Genomic DNA, 17,822 nt, shown 5'->3' on the forward strand with positions numbered 1-17,822 from the left:
ATGGGAGGCTATACTTGCAACTGGCTTGTCTGAAGGCCGAGCAGGTGAACCGTTTGAAACAAGCGCATAACTCTCGGAGATACCAGGCAGCCCCTTCTATCTTGATGCAAGGCTGTGCTTGCAGTTAGCCTTGCGGGTTTTTCTGCTTCTAACAAGCCGTGATTCCAGAAACTCTAGCGCTAGGCGGTGTTGCTTTGACAGTATCGCGCTCGGTGAGTATATTTTGATTTGAGCCTTGGCTGATTTCCTCCTGTCGCAAGTAGAGCGAGTGTGATTGAAACCAGTCGAGGCTCTTTTGCGTTTAGCACATGGCTTGTGGCTTGATTGGGTGGTGGCTATACTAATCAAGCGCCCCGAGGTTGGTTGAGCTGTTCATGACTCGAATTTTGTTGAGTTTGAGTTAGCGGATGGCAAGGTTCCCATAGGGGTGTTTTCTATTCATTTTCCTTTATATGAGTAGATCCTTGCTCCTTGGGTAAATACAGTTACACACCACCCATTACCTAGCTAATCTACCGATCATGAGCCGATGAAATGGCTCACTATCCAAACCCTCATCGCGTGGTCGTATCATCAGCAAGGCATTACCGCCTATTCGCGCTGGATGAGTCGTAATCCAGTAGGGGTGCAACGAGATTGCAACGAGGTGGCCGCGCAAATGATTGCTGCGATTGCCGAGCTACCCACCGAGCAAGCTGCCGCGATACGGGCGGCATTTGCTGGGCGTATTTCACACATTGAAGCGTTGGCCGAGCTAATCCCAGTGCTGATGCCCTGCAAACAATCGGGAGTGCTGGTGCTGCCGTTTGAGTTTCGGCGCGATTGTGTGCGCCAATGGACAGGCGCTATTCAGCAAATCAATTTTAGAGCAGCCAGCAAAACCTACTGGCCTGAGCATAGCCACATGAAGGCCGCACGGCTCTACTGGCGTGTACGTGATGGCCTGCTAGACCATTGGCTGAATGATGCACTGGCAACGCTGGCAGTGCGATATAGTGACCTCATCGAGATGCAGACCGCCGCACCCGTTGCCGCCAAGCCAAAGCTAGAGTCTGTCCGACTGCCAAGAGCGCAAATTGAGCTGATCACCACACTAGCGAGTAGGGCAATTAGCAGTGATGCTTTGATTGAGATACGTGCAATGCTTGCGAGCTGATGAGGGGGCAAGGGTTCCCGAAATGGGTACGGTATCAATACGGTAAGGGGCTGGTGCTTGTACCGTATTCGGCGCTGGTGCTGGTACGCAAAAAAGTACGCAGCAAAACGGCAAGATTACAGCAAGGGTGAATGCAGGAGTTTTACGGAGGGTGTGCGGTTTTGAGTAGCGAGGTTTCGGCGAGGGTATCTGCGAAATCTACCCCCAGTGAAGGGGTTATCTACCCCCATTCCTACCCCTAAATCAGGTTGGTGGCTTATTTGTCGAGCAAAAATGCGGGTTTTGTTGTATTTTTCGAGTCCCGTCATACCACCAAGACATGATCCGCAGTAGTTCGCGGTGATACAGAAAGCCCCGTAAATCTTAGGATTGCGGGGCTTTTTGTTTTTAGCCTGAGTTGATTGCCATCGCAACAGCTGTTGCAATCTGTTTGTGTTTTTGGCGTGCCCTGCTTTCAAGCGATCAGCTTGTAGCCTACGCCGGTTTCGGTGATCAGGTGTTCGGGCAGGGCTGGATCGCGTTCCAGTTTTTGACGCAAATGCCCCATATAGACGCGTAAATACTGGCCTGATTCGCTGTGGTTGGGCCCCCACACCTGGCGCAATAACTCGCGGTGCGTCCGCACCTTGCCCGCTTCACGAATCAAGACGCCGAGCAGACGGTATTCGATGGGAGTCAAGTGGATCTGCTGCTCCTGGCGATATACCTGCCGCTGTACCAGATCAACCCGGATCTCGCCAAAGCTGAATGTCTGGGTGTTTTTCGCGCTTCGCCCCGCATGGCGGCGCAGCAAAACCCGCACACGGGCGAGGCATTCGTCGACGCCAAAGGGCTTGGTCAGATAGTCGTCTGCGCCAGCGTCAAGTGCGGCGACTTTTTCGCTTTCCTGCGAGCGGGCGGAGAGCACCAGAATCGGCAGATCGGTCCAGTCGCGCAGTTGCCGGATGACTTCCAGCCCGTCCTGATCAGGCAAGCCCAGGTCCAGAATCACCAGATCCGGCTGGCGGCTGGCGACGGTGATCAGCCCGCGCTGTGCGGTTTCTGCTTCGATCACATCCATGCCTGCCAGCTCCAGCGAGGTGCGCAAAAACCGGCGGATCGGCGCTTCGTCTTCGATCAGGGCGATGGTGGCGGTGTGCTCGTTCATTCGTTTTCCGTGGCTAAAAGTGGGGGAGTACCCCGTGGCAGGCTAAAGCTGAATTCGGCTCCGCCTGATTCCAGATTCCTGGCGCTAATTTGCCCGCCATGCGCGGTGATAATCGAGCGGCAAATGGCCAGCCCCAGCCCTACGCCGGGCGTTGCCGATTCGTTGACGCCGCGCGTGAATTTTTCAAACAGGCGCTCGGCAGCACCAGCGGGCAGGCCAGGCCCGTTATCTTGCACCAGTACAAGGACATTTTGCGCTTCAAGCCGGGCGCCAAGCAGGATATTACTGCCGGGCGGCGTATATTTGGCGGCATTTTCCAGCAAATTGACCAAGACGCGCTCGATCAGTACCGCGTCGTATTCGAGCAAGGGCAGCCCGCTGGGCAAATCCAGCCGCAGATGATGGGTGCTGAGTGCGGCTGCGCATTCGCGTACCGCGCTGCCGATGACTTCCTCCAGCAGTTGCCATTCACGATGCAGCGTCAATCCAGATTGCAATCTGGCCATATCAAGCAGATTGATCACCAGCCTGTGCATGCGCTGCGCTTCCTGATCGAGCGATTCGAGTGCCGCATGCTGATCTTGCCCGCTCAGACGGTAGGAGCGCAACAGGCTGATCATGCCGATCAGGCTGGTGAGCGGCGTGCGCAAGTCGTGCGAAACGGTGGAGAGTACGCTATTGCGCAGCCGCTCGCTTTCCATGGCCACGATGGCGTCTTGCGCCACTTCCACATAATGCACGCGCTCCAGCGACAGCGCGATCTGGCTGGCGCAGGTTTCAAGCAAGCGCTGCTGCTCGGGCGAGCTGATCAGCGTGGTGTCCTGCGGAATCAGCGCCAGCACGCCGCGCAGCCGCATCGGCGCTTTCAGCGGCAAATACAGCGCTTTGGCGGCAGGCAAAGTGGGCGTGCCCAGCCCGGCCATCTGGGCGTGATCAAATACCCATTGCGCTAATCCGGGGTCAAATTCGCGCCACTCGCCAGCGGGCAACAGCTGATCATTGGCATCGGGCAATAAAATCAGCAATTGCGCATCAAATAGCTCTTCGAGCCGGCGCACGCCGGTTTCAACGACGCTGCTGGCCGTTAAGGCGCCCGCCAGCTCGCGCCCCAGCTCGTATAGCGCCCGCGTGCGCCGCTCGCGATAGGTGGCCACTTGCGCTTCAAAACGCAGGCGCGAAGCCAGCTGGCTGATCACGATGGCCACCACCAGCATCAGGGCAAAGGTGAACAAATACTGCGTGTCGCTGACCGTGAGCGAGAGCTTGGGCGCGACAAAAAAGAAATCGAATGACAGCACGCTAAAAATCGACGCCGCGATGCCCGGCCCGCGCCCTAGCCGGATGGCAACCAGCACTACGGTGAGCAGATACAGAATCACCACATTGGCCAGGTCAAACACATTCAGCAGGGCGCCAGTGAGCCCGGTCGTGAGTGCGCAAGCCAGTAGCGCAATCAGATAGCTGCGCCAGGGCGTCTGCGGGCGCGACACACCAAAAAACAGGCTGGGCTGGCGCGGTGTTTTGCTGTGCGCATCAACCAGATCGTGCGCCACGACATAAACATCGACATCGCTGGCGGCCTGCGTGAGCTGCTCCGAGAGCGGAATACGCCACAGTCGCGACCAGTAGCTGCGCACGGATTTGCCAACCACCAACTTGGATGCATTTCTGCTTCTGGCGAAGGCTAGCAAGGTTTGCGGCAAATCGGCACCGGCCAGCACTGAGGTTTCTGCGCCAAATTCCTGTGCCAGCCGCAAAGAGCCCAGAATGCGCTCGCGCTGTTGCCGGGTTTGCCGCTGCAGCGCCGGGGTTTCTACATAGACGGCCAGGCAATCGGCGTGCAGGCTGGCGGCCAGTCGGGACGCGCTGCGGATCAGTTTTTCTGCGCCAGGCCCTGGTCCGACACACACCAGCAGGCGTTCACGCGCCTGCCAGACGGGCTGGATGGCCTGATCGGCACGATAGGCGCGCATTTGCGCATCGACCCGGTCGGCGGTGCGCCGTAGCGCCAGCTCGCGCAGCGCCAGCAGATTGCCTTTGCGAAAGAAATGCTGGGCAGCCCGATTGGCTTGCTCGCCCAGATACACTTTGCCAGCGGCCAATCGATCGAGCAGCTCCTCGGGCGGCAGGTCAACCAGCGTGACTTCGCTGGCCAGATCAAACATCCGGTCGGGCACGGTTTCACGCACCACGATGCCGGTAATTTGCCCCACGATGTCGTTTAGGCTTTCCAGATGCTGCACATTGAGCGTGGTGTAAACGTCGATTCCGGCGGCCAGCAGCTCCTCGACATCCTGCCAGCGCTTGGGGTGGCGGCAGCCTTCCAGATTGGAGTGGGCAAATTCATCGATCAGAATCAGTCTGGGCCGCCGTAGCAGTGCTTGGCTTAGATCAAACTCGGGCAGGATGCGCCCGCGATAGCTGATTTGCTGCGCTGGCAATAGCTCCAGCCCGGCAATCAGAGCCTGGGTTTCACTGCGGCCATGGGTTTCAACCACACCCACCACCACCTCGACCCCTTCGCGCACGCGCGCATGCGCGGCGTTGAGCATGGCATAGGTTTTGCCAACGCCAGCGCAGGCACCAAAGAAGATTTTCAGCTTGCCCCTTTGGGCTTGATCTTCTTCCCGCTGCAATTGCGCCAGCAGAGCATCGGGGTCGGGTCGTGGTGTTGCGATCATGGTTTAGCCGCATCCAGTGCTAGATTGAGTTGCAAAACATTCACCGTTGCTTCACCCAGAATACCCCATTGCTTGCCCTGGCTGGCCTGCGTCACCAGGGCTGAGACCTGCTCGGCGCTCATGCCGCGTGCTTTGGCAACGCGATTGAGCTGATATTGCGCAGCCGCAGGGCTAATGTGCGGGTCCAGCCCGCTGGCGGATGCTGTGACCAGATCTAGCGGCACTGCACCGCTTTGCTCGGGGTGGGCCTGTTTTAGCGCGGCAATCCGGGCCGCTACGCCGTCGAGCAAGACCGGATTGGTCGGCCCCAGATTAGAGCCGGACGATGCCGCGCCGTTATAAGCCATCGGGCTGGTGGCAGATGGGCGACCCCAGAAATACCGGGCTTCGCTAAACGATTGCCCAATCAGCGCCGAGCCACGCAGCTGGCCCTGCTGGCTGAGCAAACTGCCCGCGGCCTGCTGCGGAAACAGCAGCTGGGCGATGCCGGTGGTGAGTAGTGGATAGATCATACCCGTGAGCAGCGTCAGCAATGCAAACAGGGTGATTGCGGGGCGAAATTGTTGCCACATTGTTTTATTCCTTTTTTGCCGCAGCGCTGGCTCAGGCCAGCGCCACCAAGTCAAATTAGCTTGTAATTAGCAGGTGTATACCTGTAGGAGTATGGCTCGCCAAGCTAGATCAGGCCTAGTCCACCGAGCAATACATCAATCAATTTGATGCCGACAAAAGGCACAATCAATCCGCCCAGGCCGTACACCAGCAGATTGTTCCGTAGTAGCTGTGCAGCACTTTGCGCCTTGTAGCTCACGCCTTTGAGCGCCAGCGGGATCAGGAAAATAATAATGATCGCGTTGAAAATCACCGCCGACATAATTGCCGACGACGGCGAATTAAGCCCCATCACGTTCAGTGCATTAAGCTGCGGGTAGGTCGACGCAAACGCGGTACGGGATGATGGCGAAATATTTCGCCACATCGTTGGCGACCGAAAAAGTCGTCAGCGAGCCGCGTGTCATCAGCATTTGCTTGCCGATCTCGACGATCTCGATCAATTTGGTCGGATTCGAATCCAGATCAACCATATTGCCCGCTTCTTTGGCCGCTTGCGTGCCGGTATTCATCGCCACCGCCACGTCGGCCTGCGCCAGCGCTGGTGCGTCGTTGGTGCCGTCGCCCGTCATCGCCACCAGCTTGCCCTCGGCCTGATTCTGGCGGATCAATGCCAGCTTGGCTTCGGGCGTCGCTTCGGCCAGAAAATCATCAACGCCCGCTTCGGCGGCAATGGCGGCGGCGGTTAGCGGATTATCGCCGGTAATCATCACCGTCTTAATGCCCATTTCGCGCAGCTCGGCAAAGCGCTCCTTGATGCCGCCTTTGACAATGTCTTTGAGCTCGATCACGCCGAGTACGCGGTGATTTTCGCTTACCAGCAAAGGTGTAGCACCACGGCGCGCCACTTCGTCGGCTTGGCGGCTGACTTCTTCGGGAAACACGCCACCCGCATCGAGCACATAGCGGCGGATTGCATCGTTAGCGCCTTTGCGGATTTCACGATTGTCGTAATTGACGCCGCTCATCCGGGTTTGCGCGGTAAACGGGATAAATTCAACTTCGTGGCTGAGCAAAGCGCGCTCGCGGATATTGAATTTTTCCTTCGCCAGCACCACTACGCTGCGCCCTTCCGGCGTTTCGTCAGAGAGCGAAGCAAACTGCGCGGCATCGGCCAATTCGGCGGCGCTCACGCCTGGCGCAGGGATGAATTTCACCGCTTGGCGATTGCCAAAGGTGATGGTGCCGGTTTTATCGAGCAGCAAGACATCCACGTCGCCTGCGGCCTCGACGGCGCGGCCTGAAGTGGCAATCACGTTCGCGCCCAGCATGCGGCTCATCCCGGCGACGCCAATCGCCGACAGCAGCCCGCCTATCGTCGTTGGAATCAGGCACACCAGCAAGGCGACCAGCACGGTGATCGACACCGGCGTGCCGCTGCCCGCGGCGGCCACGCTAAACAGCGAGAACGGCAGCAGCGTGACGGTGACGACCAGAAACACGATGGTCAGCGCCACCAGCAAGATGGTGAGTGCAATTTCATTGGGCGTTTTCTGCCGTTTCGCGCCTTCGACCATCGCGATCATCCGGTCGAGAAAAGCCTCGCCAGGGTTGGCGGTGACGCGGGCGATCACCCAGTCGGACAAGACCCGCGTGCCGCCGGTAATGGCCGAAAAATCGCCGCCTGCTTCGCGAATGACGGGGGCGGATTCGCCGGTAATCGCCGATTCATCGACCGAGGCCACGCCTTCGATAATTTCGGCATCGGTCGGAATCACTTCGCCGGCCTGCACCAGAATAATGTCACCCTTGCGCAAACTGGCGCTGTCAGTGATTTCGGCTTTGGCATCTTGCGCTGCAGTTTTGAGTTTGCGAGCCACAACATTCTGTTTCGAGCTACGCAGGCTGGCTGCTTGCGCCTTGCTGCGTCCTTCGGCCAGCGCCTCGGCAAAGTTGGCAAATAGCACGGTAAACCAGAGCCAGACGGTAATTGCGGCAATAAAACCCGCCGGGGCTTCGCCTTGCCCGAACAGGGCTTGCACCCACAGCGCGGTGGTTAAGATCGCACCCAGATACACCACAAACATTACCGGATTGCGCCATTGCACCCGGGGTGAGAGCTTACTGAACGACGCCGCAATGGCGGGATACACCAGCGCCGGATCTAGCAGTTTCTTGTTCGTCATCTTTATTCCTTATCAAGCCAGATTGGCTTAGGGGTATATCGCTGTAGGCAATGATTGATATTTTCTACGGAGATATACCCGGTAGAGTATGTCTGTTAGCGCGCGATCATCTGCAGGTGCTCGACGATCGGCCCCAGCGCCAGCGCGGGAATATAGTTCAGCATGCCCACCAGCAGCACCGCACCGACCAGCAAGAGCACAAACAGCGGGCCATGCGTTGGCAGCGTACCGGCATTGACCTTCAGCCTTGGCTTGCTGGCCAGCGAGCCTGCCATCGCCAGCACCGGGACAATCACGGCAAAACGGCCAAACCACATCGCCAGACCGAGCATGACGTTGTAAAACGGCGTATTGGCCGACAAGCCGGCAAATGCCGAGCCATTGTTATTGGCTGCGCTGGAGAAGGCGTAGAGCACTTCACTAAAGCCATGTGCGCCAGGATTGAAAATACCGGCTCGCCCGGCCTCAACGCTGACTGCAATTGCAGTACCCAACAGCACCAGCAGCGGCGTGACCAGAATCACCAGTGCGGTCATTTTCATCTCGAACGATTCGATCTTCTTGCCCAGATATTCCGGCGTGCGACCCACCATCAGGCCAGCGATAAACACCGCCAGCAAGGCAAAGACCAGCATGCCGTACAGACCCGAACCTACACCGCCAAATACCACTTCGCCCAGCTGCATCAACAGCGTTGGCACCATGCCGCCCAGTGGTGTGAAGGAGTCGTGCATGGCATTGACCGCGCCGCACGAGGCTGCGGTGGTAATCGTGGCAAACAGGCTGCTGGCCACAATGCCGAAGCGGGCTTCCTTGCCTTCCAGATTGGCCACGCTATTGGTGCCCATCGCGCCAAACGCCGGGTTGCCAGCCAGCTCGGCGCTGACCAGCACGCTGTAGGCGAGCACAAACAGCAGCGTCATCGCCGCCAGAATCGTCCAGCCTTGCCGGGGCTCGCCCACCATCTGCCCGAAGCTGAAGCACAGCGCGGCAGGAATCAGGAAAATGGCCAGCATCTGGATAAAGTTACTGAGCGGCGTGGGGTTTTCAAATGGATGTGCCGAGTTGGCATTGAAAAAGCCGCCGCCATTGGTGCCCAGCATTTTGATCGCTTCCTGCGAGGCCACCGGTCCCATCGGCAAGACTTGGGTTTGGCTGCTGACGTTCTCCAGCACCGGTTGGCCCTGTGCGTCCTTGAGCGCATTGCCGCTGCCATCCACGCTCGCTTGCTGGTATTGCGTGGCCTGCAGCGTTTGCACCTGCTGATAGGGGGCAAAATTCTGGATCACGCCCTGGCTGACCAGCAAAAGCGCAATCACCAGCGCCAGCGGGGTTAGTACATACAAGATAATCCGGGTCAGATCGGCCCAGACATTGCCCAGGCTGCCAAAGCCTTGCTGCGAGTGTCTGGCAAAACCACGAATCAGCGCAATCGCCACCACAATGCCGCTGGCGGCGGATAGAAAATTTTGCACCGATAAACCCAGCATCTGGGTCAGATAGCTCATCGTCGATTCGCCCGCATAGCCTTGCCAATTGGTATTGCTAACAAAGGAAATGGCGGTATTGAGCGCCGAATCGGCAGATACCGCACCCATGCCTTGCGGATTGAGTGGCAGCGCCCACTGCAGGCGTTGCAAGGCGTAAACCGCCAGCACACCCAGTACATTAAATAGCAGCAAGCCCAACGCATAAGCGCGCCAGCCCTGTTCTTGCTCGGCTTTCACCCCGGCCAGGCGATAAAAGCCGTGCTCCAGCGGGCGCAGCCAGCGCAAAGCCCACGGAATATCGCCACGCATGACGCGGGTAATGAGCAAGCTAACTGGCCAGGCCAGCGCCAGCAGCACCAGTAAATACAGCCCCAGCTGTAATATTGCATTCGTTGTCATTAAAAGCGCTCCGGCTTGAACAGGGCATAAAAAAGGTAGACCAGCAGTAGCAGGGCAATTGCACCCGCCAGATACAGCAAGATACTCATGATTGACCTCCGCTAGGCTGACACAGCCGCACAATCGCCAGTACGGTACCGCAAGCTGCGCCGCGAAAAGCATTAAATAAACCCAATCCCACATCGCCTTCTCCCGCATATGGATTCCAAATCGGCTCATTGCCGTATCGCCAATGTAAGAAATCGCGTCTAAAGTCGGTGCAAAGATCTGCGGCAGCGGTGTAAAAAAGTTATAAAAATCCGCGCTAAACCATCTAGCCGTACAACTTCTGGCAGATTGTTTGTTTTACTTAGGCTTGGCTGTTATGTTGATCAGCTCCCAGCTATGCCACCCCGGATGGAATATGGAAAACGCCTTGTATATCGTTAGCATCTCTGTGCTGTGCCTGCTCCTGTATGTCGGCTGGCAAATTCGAAAAACTCGGCGCCACTCTGAGCAGCGATTCAGCGAATCCGAGCCGCTTGAGGATAGCGCCCGCTTCGCGCTCGACACTCGTGAAATCCGCAACGATATTGCGTTGATCAGTCGGCGCCGTTCTCAATCAGGCTGGCATTGAACGCGGAGCGCTGACTGGTTTTTTTTATGCTTTGTTTATACGGTACCGTGCGCTAAATTTGCACCGGTTTTGCAGCCGGTTTTCTAAGCTCACAGCGTCTGAACAACGCAGGGCATGTCATGAAACCGATTGCAATTTGTCGTCATGAAGCATCACAAGGGCCGGGTTATCTGCAAGCTTTTCTGGAGCGGCACGCGTTGCCGTACCGGATTTTTGCCATCGATCAGGGCGATACGCCGCCCAATCGCGCTAAGGAATTTAGCGGGGTAGTGATTCTGGGGTCGAACGCCAGCGCGAACGATGGCTTTAGCTGGATACGGCGCGAAGATGCCTTGCTGCAGGACGCTTTGCTGCACGGCAGACCGATATTGGGGCATTGCTTTGGCGGGCAAATGCTGGCCCGTGCACTGGGTGCCAAAGTGCGCCGCAATAGCGTGCCGCAAATCGGCTGGGGCAAGGTGCTGGTGACCGTGTTTCCCGAAGCCCGCGCGTGGATGGGGCCAAAAAGGGAGCTGAATGTCTTTCACTGGCATTTCGATACGTTTGAAATACCGCGTGGTGCCAAACGGGTGCTCTTTGGCACCTATTGCATGAACAAAGCTTTTTGCTATGGGCCGCACATCGGTTTTCAATCCCATCTGGAAGTGACCGTCGAGAGCATCAAGGCCTGGTGCGCCGAGGGGCGGGCGCAGATTGCGCAGCACCAGCATCTGGCTTCGGTGCAAAGTGAAGCGCAAATCCTGCACGACATTGAACAGCGGGTGAGTCAGCTGCACCAGCTGGCTGATTTTTGCTATTGGCAATGGCTCAGAAAATGCAGCGATCTGGCTTTGCCCAGCTACCCGGCACAGGCTTGCCATCGCCCCCGTGGCGGCACGGGCTGGGGCGAGCTGTTGACCTCTGCCACCCTGTAAGCCTGTTCTGCCTCCTGTCAGTTAGCAAGGCAAGGCGCAGTGCCTTGGGCTAATACGGGGTAATGGATTTAGCTGTAAGAATCCGCGAACTCGACGGGGGCAGATCATGCGCGGCATGTCTTTAATTAATTGGTGTTGCTTTGTGCTGCTGGTTTTTGTGCTGATGACCATGGCGCAGGCCGAAACGGCCAAGCCTGCGGTTGCGGCCAGTAAGGCACCTTGGCCGCAGAGCGTCGGCGTTAGTGTGTCCAGCCTGGCCAATCCGTTTTTTGTCGCTTTAACTCGCGGTGCGCATGAGCGCGCGCGCCAGCAAAACCCGGCGGTGAAATGGATAGTCCGGGCGGCTGAATACAGCGTGGCCAACCAGCAGGCGCAGATTCAGGAGCTGATTAAACTCAAAGTGGACGTCATTTTATTATCTGCTTCGTCCGAGCATGCGCTGGAAAAAGTGCTGCTGCAGGCACGTAAGCAGGGCATTGTTGTGATTGGTGTGGATGTCCGAGCCACAGGCGCGCAGCAAACGGTGCTGACCGACAATTTTGCCGCAGGCCAGCTGGTGTGTGATTATCTGGCGCGCCGGATCAATGGCAAGGGCAGGGTGGTGATTCAGAATGGCCCGCAAGTGTCGTCGGTGATCGACCGCGTGGCGGGCTGCAAGCAGGCTTGGCTCAATTACCCGAAAATCCAGTTGCTGTCCGACAAGGAAAATGGCGATGGCTCGGTTTGGGGCGGCCACACCGCCATGCAGGCTGCGATCAGCCGGTATGGTGAAGTTGATGCGGTTTTCACGATTAACGACAGGCAGGCACTGGGCTCGGCCCAAGCCTTGCAAAAAGCTGGGCATCATAAAACCCGGATTGGCTCGGTTGATGGCTCGCATGCCGTGGTGCAGGCGATTGCGGGTAATTCGCCCATCGTGGTCACTGCTAGCCAGTCACCCAAAATGATCGGCCAGCATGCCATCGAGATGGCGCTTGCCCTGCATCAGGGCGGGGCGGCAGAACCTGAGCTGCTATTGCTGGGCACGACACTGGTGACGCGTGATAATGCGAGCACTTTTGAGGCTTGGGACGCTTCGGCAACGAAGGAATAATCCATCAAGCTGACAGGCATCAGGCCTGCGCGTACAACTGTTCAACCTCTGGCAGAGTGGGCGGCCTTGCACCTGCATGCTGACAGGCGGCAGCGCCGCTGGCGATGGAAAACAGCAGGTGTTCGCGCGTTGTGCGCGCTGGTGCGTTGAGCATGCTGTAAATCAGTCCGCCGATCGAAGCATCGCCTGCCCCCACTGTATCGACCACCTTCACCTGCATCGCTGCCGCGCTAAAGTGGTCCTGCCCGGCATACAGGCTGGCGCCGTCGCCGCCTCGGGTGTAGAGGATGGCGGCAGCGGGATTCCAGCTGCGCAGGGTGTCGAGTGCTCCGGCCAGATCAGTGGTGCGAAACAGCCCGGCCAGATCTTCATCGGACACCTTGATCACATCGGCCAGCTGGCTCATGGTGCGCAAGGTGGCGTCGTAATGCTCGTCCATCAGTATGCGGAAATTAGGATCGTAGCTGATTTTTACGCCGCGCGATTTGAGTTCGTGTGCCAGCTCGATCAGATGCTGGGCCAGCGGCTGGCGCGCCAGGCTGATGCCGCCAAAATGTATCCACTGCACTGCCTGTTGCCAGCCAGTGGGTAGCTGGTGCCGGTCAAAATGCAGATCGGCAGAGTTGTCACCGACAAAGAAATACTGTGGCGGGTGGGTTGAATGCACCATCGCCAGCAGCGGTGAGTAATTCACCCGCTGCAAAAAGCGCAGATCCAGCCCGGCAGCCGCGCTGGCCGCATATAGATCATCGCCAAAGCAATCCTGGCTTACCGCGCCAGCAAAAGCGCTGCTTTGCCCTAGGCTAGCCAGCACGCGGGCGACATTCCAGGTTGATCCACCCACTTTGCCAAGCCAGTGTTCGCCATCCTGGCGGATCATATCGGTCAGGGCTTCACCAGCGGCGACAAAGCTGGGAAATGCGCTTGAGGTCTTGCTCATGGTGGCACCTAGTAGTCGAGTTTTAAAAACAAGTCGCGATCAGGCGCAAAATTGGCATACAGCGGCAATAAAGCGCCGCCCAGCGCACGCGCGTCCGAGCCGATGATGCCAGCCAGCAATTGCGGCTCGCTCACGCCTTCCCAGTTGAATGTTTGCATCGCTGCCACTACCCGGCCGATCAGCTCGTTTTGCAGCTGGCGGGAAAAGCAGCCGTCCAGAATCACGCCTTCCAGATCCAGCAGGCAGGCTGTGTTCAGCAAGGCCAGTGCAATGGCCGGTGCCGCTTCGGCCAGCCAGGCATCGGTGTGTGGCCTGTATGGATCGCTCATGCTGCGCTCATCGCTGGTGGCCTTGCCATCAAGTCCGGCGGCGAGATAGCGGTTTTCCAGCTGATAGAGCGAAGCAATATTGAGTAGCTGCGTGCCGTTTCTGCCCTGGCTTGCCATGCCCAGTGGCAGCGATCCCAGGGCTCCGGCGTTGCCGTGCTGGCCAATGTGCAGGTGGCTATCGAGCACCAGACCGCCGCCAATAAAAGTATCGACAAAAATATAAACAAAATTGCGGATATCACGCCCGCGTCCGGCAACTAGCTCGGCGACGCAGGCCGCCGAGGTATCCTTGATCGATTGCACAGGCAAGCCCGCCATGGCGGCGATTTCATCTTCCAGCGCAAAGCTGGCCCAGCGTTCGACGATATTGGCGTCCAGCCCCAGTAATTGCTGCCAGCCGCCCATATTCAGCGGCGCGGCCACGCCTATGCCCTGAATGCGATCCCAGTGTGCATCGGGTAAACGGGCTTTGATCTTCTTCAGGCAGTCGGCAATATGCGCCAGCACTTGCTCGGGCGAGGCAAAGTCGTACTGCAGATCCCAGCGTTCGCGCACGACACCGGTAAAATCGACCAGCAGTACATCCAGGCTGCGGCGGCCGATTTTGACGCCGATGGCAAAAGCCCCGTCGGGGTTCAGCGCCAGTGGCACCGATGGCTGGCCCACCTTGCCGCGTTGCGGCGTTTCCTTGATCAGCAGTTCATCGTCGAGCAGACGCTTGGTGATCATTGAAATCGACTGCGCAGTCAGGCGGGTCAGGCGGGCGATTTCAGCGCCCGGCAGGCGACCATTGAGGCGGATGGCCTGCAAGACCACCCGCTCATTGTATTGCCGCATCCCGCCCTGTGAGGAGCCGCGCGGCTTTAACTGCGCGGCGCTGTCCTGTGCGGTACGCTTATCCGGCGAGCGGTTCACTGATAACCCCTTTTTTCAGAATGAAATTGCCGTAGGGTTGCAACTCGCTGGTCAGGATAATGGCGTAAGCCTGCTTGACCCGCTCGTAAAAGGCAAAACGCTCCACTGCGGCAACCTGCGATTCTAACGCATGGCCCTGTGCGGCCAAATCGCTAATCACATGCCTTTGCAGCGCGCTGCGCCAGCCATCGGGTTGATGGCTGACCTGCATATACGCCACCGGCTGCGCCACATCCTGATCGAGTGGAAACAGGCTGACGACGGCTTCCACCGCGCGTGCCACACCAACACCGGCTAGATGCAAGAGCGGTTTGCCTGAGCCCAGCGAGGCGGCGGTGAAATTGGCGTCGGCAATGACGATTTCATCGCCGTGCCCCATTTCGGCCAGTACCTTGAGCAAATCTGGGGTGAGAATCGGATCTATCCCTTTGAGCATGACGATATCCTTGATTAATTGGCAAGCCAGTGGGCGGGAATGTCTTCGGGTTTCATCGCGCCGGTCATTACCGCCACGGCGTCACTCATCGTAATGGCCTTGGGGTTCAGAATCGCGGCACGACGCCCCAGCCGGGCGACGTGAATCCGGTCGGCAATCTCGAATACATGCGGCATATTGTGGCTGATCAGCACCACCGGCAGGCCGCGATCGCGCACATTGCGGATCAATTCAAGCACCATATTGCCTTCCTTGACGCCCAGCGCCGCAGTCGGCTCGTCCATGATCACCACATGGCGGGCAAAAGCAGCGGCCCGTGCGACGGCCACGCCCTGACGCTGACCACCCGATAGGGTCTCCACCGCCTGACTCATCGAGCGGATACCGATTTTCAGTTCCTGCATATAGGCAATGCTGTCTTTGAGCATGCGCTTTTTATCCAGCGCGCCAAACCAGTGGCCCAGCAGGTTGTCGCGGCGGATTTCACGCCCCAGAAACAGGTTTTCGGCGATGGTCATTGCTGGCGCGACGGCCAGATCCTGATACACCGTTTCAATCCCGGCACGACGTGCGTCAATCGGGCTTTTGAATTGCACAGCTTGGCCATCGAGCAGGATTTCGCCACTATCGGGCTCAATCGCCCCGGATAGCGCCTTGATCAGCGAAGATTTGCCTGCACCATTGTCGCCAATGACGGCCATGATTTCGCCTGCGCGCAGCTCGAAATCGGCACCGTCCAGCGCGGTCACCTGACCATAGCGCTTGACGATACCCTTGGCTTGCAGCACCAGCGGGCGGGCGTCTTGCGTCAGGCTATGCGGATTTGCTTCCAGTTCGGTTATGGGGCTCATATTAGCGGCCTCCTTTGCGGGACAGTTGGTCAGTGGCGACAGCCAGAATAACCAGAATGCCGGTAATGAGTATCTGGTATACCGATGAAACGCCCATCAGCGTTAGGCCATTGCGAAATACCCCCACAATCAGCGCACCAATCAGCGAACCGAGCACAATGCCGCGGCCACCAAACAGGCTAGTGCCACCCAGTACCACAGCGGTAATGGCGTCCAGGTTTTCGGTCTGACCCGCGTTCGGGTCGCCCACGCCAGTGCGGGATACTGACAGCAGCGCTGCAATGCCGTAGCACAAACCGGCCAGTACATACACCATCAGCAAAACGCGGTGCGTCGGAATCCCGGTCAGGCGGGTGGCTTCTGGATTATTGCCGACGGCATAAATATGGCGCCCGGATGCCGTATCGCGCAGCCACAGCCATGACAGCGCATACATCGCCAGCATAACCACCGTGCCGTAAGCAATCTGCGTCTGGCCGATGCTGAAGGTGTTGCCCAGCAAGGTCATGCCTGCTGGCAGGTCGGTAATGGTTTGCGATTGCGAATACAGCTGTGTCAGCGCAAAGGCAATATTCATCGTGCCCAGCGTCACAATAAAAGACGGCAGCTTGACCCGGGTGACCAGCAGGCCGTTGATCAGGCCAAAACCGGCGGTGACGGCAAAGCCGATCCCGATGGCAATCACCGGATGCAGGCCGTAATCCTGGGCCACCTTGGTCATCACGACGCCACCGAGCGCCATCACCATGCCGCAGGACAAATCAATGCCTGCAGTCAGAATAATCAGCGTCTGGCCAATCGCGATCAGGCCGACGACCATCACTTGTTGCAAAATCAGGGAAAAATTCGCGCCAGTGAGAAACTGCTCACTTTGGAACGAAAAGAAACCGCAGGCGATCAGCAGGGCCAAAAATGGGCCCAGGCTGCCAATCGACGGTAATTGCTCTTTCCAGCTCGGCATAACACCGCTCCTTGCTACTGTTTGACTCCGGCGAGCTGGGCCCTAAGGCTCAGCTCATCTTGGTGGATGATAGGGCGGCGTTTATTTATTGCCCCAGCACAGATCCAGCCCGGTTTTGGTGTCTTTGCTGTCAACGCCTGTGACTGGCTTGGCGGCAATCAGCGTCACGCCGGTATCGGTGTAGCCTGCCGGTTTCTTGCCGGTTTTGGCGTACTCAACGCCAGCGGCGACGCCCATGGCCGCCATCCGCAGCGGATATTGCTGCGAAGTAGCGGCAATTTTGCCACCCACGACGTCTTTAATGCCCTGGCAGCCGCCGTCCACCGACACCACCAGCACGCCTTTTTCCTTGCCGGCTTTTTTCAAGGCATTAAACGCGCCAGCCGCCGCAGGCTCGTTGATCGTATACACCAGATTGATGTCTGGGTTTTTCTGCAAACAGTTTTCCATTGCCGTCTGGCCTTTGGCCTGATCGCCAAAGCTGTCGGCCATGCAGACCACTTCAGCAGGTTTGGCCAGCTCATTGCTCTTGGCATCGAGTGATTTCAGGCCAAACCCGGCTAGAAAACCGTTATGGCGCTGGGCGCCGACCGGATGGCCGGGAAATAAGTCCAGTGTGGCGATTTTGGCCGGTTTGCCCGCCATGCTGGCTTTGGCGTAATTGCCGATCAGCACGCCCGCTTTGTAGTTGTCGGTAGCAAACAGCGCATCGGTCGCGTTGGCTGGCTCGGTTGGGCTATCGAGGGCAATCACCAGTACGCCTTTCTCGCGGGCTTTTTTAATGCTGGGCACGATGGCTTTGGAGTCGCTCGGGGTAATCAGAATGGTTTTTGCGCCAGCAGCAATCATGTTTTCAATCGCCGTGACCTGACCGGCATTGTCACCGTCGGTGCGTCCGGCCGCAGACAAGAGCTTGGCGCCTTTGGCCTTGGCTTCGGCGCTGGCGCCTTCCTTCATTTTGACAAAGAAGGGATTGGTTTCGGTTTTGGTGATCAGGCCGATAATCGGCTCGGCAGAGAAGGCGGGCAGGGCAATCGCGGTGGCGAGGGTGGCAATGGCAAGATGGATGCGGCTTTGTTGCATGATACTTCTCCTGAAATGGATTCCTGTGTCGAGTGTGTTGCGATCAGATTGCGTGTGCTTTTATATAAATCAA

Annotated in this window: 17 protein-coding genes; 4 read left to right on the forward strand and 13 right to left on the reverse strand. The window is 57.9% G+C overall.

Going from position 1 to position 17,822, the window contains the following annotated elements:
• Positions 1-529 precede the first annotated feature (529 nt).
• Positions 530-1,156, forward strand: coding sequence for a hypothetical protein (locus tag ABHF33_RS11005; RefSeq protein ID WP_348944015.1), 627 nt, complete (start codon positions 530-532; stop codon positions 1,154-1,156).
• 454 nt (positions 1,157-1,610) lie between these two features.
• Here ABHF33_RS11005 and kdpE read toward each other — a convergent pair whose 3' ends face one another.
• The 7 genes from kdpE to kdpF all read right to left on the reverse strand — a co-directional run bounded on the left by kdpE (position 1,611) and on the right by kdpF (position 9,700).
• Positions 1,611-2,303: a two-component system response regulator KdpE gene (gene kdpE / locus ABHF33_RS11010; RefSeq protein WP_348944016.1), complete on the reverse strand. Its 693-nt coding sequence runs from the start codon at positions 2,301-2,303 to the stop codon at positions 1,611-1,613.
• Entirely contained in the window at positions 2,300-4,984 is a 2,685-nt protein-coding gene (locus tag ABHF33_RS11015; protein WP_348944017.1) for a sensor histidine kinase KdpD, read from the reverse strand. Before ABHF33_RS11015 ends, kdpE begins: the two co-directional genes overlap by 4 nt.
• Positions 4,981-5,556 carry a potassium-transporting ATPase subunit KdpC gene (gene kdpC / locus ABHF33_RS11020; protein ID WP_348944018.1) on the reverse strand — a complete coding sequence of 192 codons (576 nt, stop codon included), beginning with the start codon at positions 5,554-5,556 and terminating at the stop codon, positions 4,981-4,983. Before kdpC ends, ABHF33_RS11015 begins: the two co-directional genes overlap by 4 nt.
• Positions 5,557-5,660: 104 nt before the next feature.
• On the reverse strand, positions 5,661-5,963 hold the full coding sequence (locus ABHF33_RS17030) for a hypothetical protein (protein WP_432803934.1): 303 nt from the start codon (positions 5,961-5,963) through the stop codon (positions 5,661-5,663).
• Entirely contained in the window at positions 5,902-7,722 is a 1,821-nt protein-coding gene (kdpB, locus tag ABHF33_RS11025; RefSeq protein WP_432803935.1) for a potassium-transporting ATPase subunit KdpB, read from the reverse strand. Before kdpB ends, ABHF33_RS17030 begins: the two co-directional genes overlap by 62 nt.
• A 95-nt stretch (positions 7,723-7,817) precedes the next feature.
• On the reverse strand, positions 7,818-9,611 hold the full coding sequence (gene kdpA, locus ABHF33_RS11030) for a potassium-transporting ATPase subunit KdpA (protein WP_348944019.1): 1,794 nt from the start codon (positions 9,609-9,611) through the stop codon (positions 7,818-7,820).
• Positions 9,611-9,700: a K(+)-transporting ATPase subunit F gene (gene kdpF / locus ABHF33_RS11035; protein WP_348944020.1), complete on the reverse strand. Its 90-nt coding sequence runs from the start codon at positions 9,698-9,700 to the stop codon at positions 9,611-9,613. Before kdpF ends, kdpA begins: the two co-directional genes overlap by 1 nt.
• A 314-nt stretch (positions 9,701-10,014) precedes the next feature.
• Between kdpF and ABHF33_RS11040 the strand changes: the two genes are divergently transcribed.
• The 3 genes from ABHF33_RS11040 (at position 10,015) to ABHF33_RS11050 (ending at position 12,234) form a co-directional block, all read left to right on the forward strand.
• Positions 10,015-10,227, forward strand: a complete 213-nt coding sequence (locus ABHF33_RS11040) for a hypothetical protein (protein WP_348944021.1) — start codon at positions 10,015-10,017, stop codon at positions 10,225-10,227.
• 119 nt (positions 10,228-10,346) lie between these two features.
• Complete coding sequence (locus ABHF33_RS11045; protein ID WP_348944022.1) at positions 10,347-11,141, forward strand: type 1 glutamine amidotransferase; 795 nt, start codon at positions 10,347-10,349, stop codon at positions 11,139-11,141.
• Between the two features lie 115 nt (positions 11,142-11,256).
• Positions 11,257-12,234 (forward strand): substrate-binding domain-containing protein, encoded by a 978-nt coding sequence (locus ABHF33_RS11050; RefSeq protein ID WP_348944023.1) that lies wholly within the window; start codon positions 11,257-11,259, stop codon positions 12,232-12,234.
• Between the two features lie 19 nt (positions 12,235-12,253).
• On the opposite strand, the gene ABHF33_RS11055 is transcribed toward ABHF33_RS11050, so the two are convergent.
• From ABHF33_RS11055 to ABHF33_RS11080, 6 genes are all read right to left on the reverse strand, one after another.
• The gene (locus ABHF33_RS11055; RefSeq protein WP_348944024.1) at positions 12,254-13,174 is read right to left on the reverse strand and encodes a carbohydrate kinase family protein; all 921 of its coding nucleotides are present in this window, start codon (positions 13,172-13,174) and stop codon (positions 12,254-12,256) included.
• 8 nt (positions 13,175-13,182) lie between these two features.
• Positions 13,183-14,418, reverse strand: a complete 1,236-nt coding sequence (locus ABHF33_RS11060; protein WP_348944025.1) for an ROK family transcriptional regulator — start codon at positions 14,416-14,418, stop codon at positions 13,183-13,185.
• Positions 14,399-14,854: an RbsD/FucU family protein gene (locus tag ABHF33_RS11065; RefSeq protein WP_348944026.1), complete on the reverse strand. Its 456-nt coding sequence runs from the start codon at positions 14,852-14,854 to the stop codon at positions 14,399-14,401. Before ABHF33_RS11065 ends, ABHF33_RS11060 begins: the two co-directional genes overlap by 20 nt.
• A gap of 14 nt (positions 14,855-14,868) precedes the next feature.
• Positions 14,869-15,705, reverse strand: coding sequence for an ATP-binding cassette domain-containing protein (locus ABHF33_RS11070; RefSeq protein WP_348944027.1), 837 nt, complete (start codon positions 15,703-15,705; stop codon positions 14,869-14,871).
• A 1-nt stretch (position 15,706) separates the two neighbouring features.
• Positions 15,707-16,666, reverse strand: a complete 960-nt coding sequence (locus ABHF33_RS11075) for an ABC transporter permease (RefSeq protein WP_348944028.1) — start codon at positions 16,664-16,666, stop codon at positions 15,707-15,709.
• An 81-nt stretch (positions 16,667-16,747) separates the two neighbouring features.
• A complete protein-coding gene (locus ABHF33_RS11080; protein WP_348944029.1) occupies positions 16,748-17,749 on the reverse strand; it encodes a sugar ABC transporter substrate-binding protein in 1,002 nt (333 codons plus the stop codon).
• Positions 17,750-17,822 lie beyond the last annotated feature (73 nt).

It is taken from the genome of Chitinibacter sp. FCG-7, from assembly GCF_040047665.1.
GTDB lineage: Bacteria > Pseudomonadota > Gammaproteobacteria > Burkholderiales > Chitinibacteraceae > Chitinibacter > Chitinibacter mangrovi.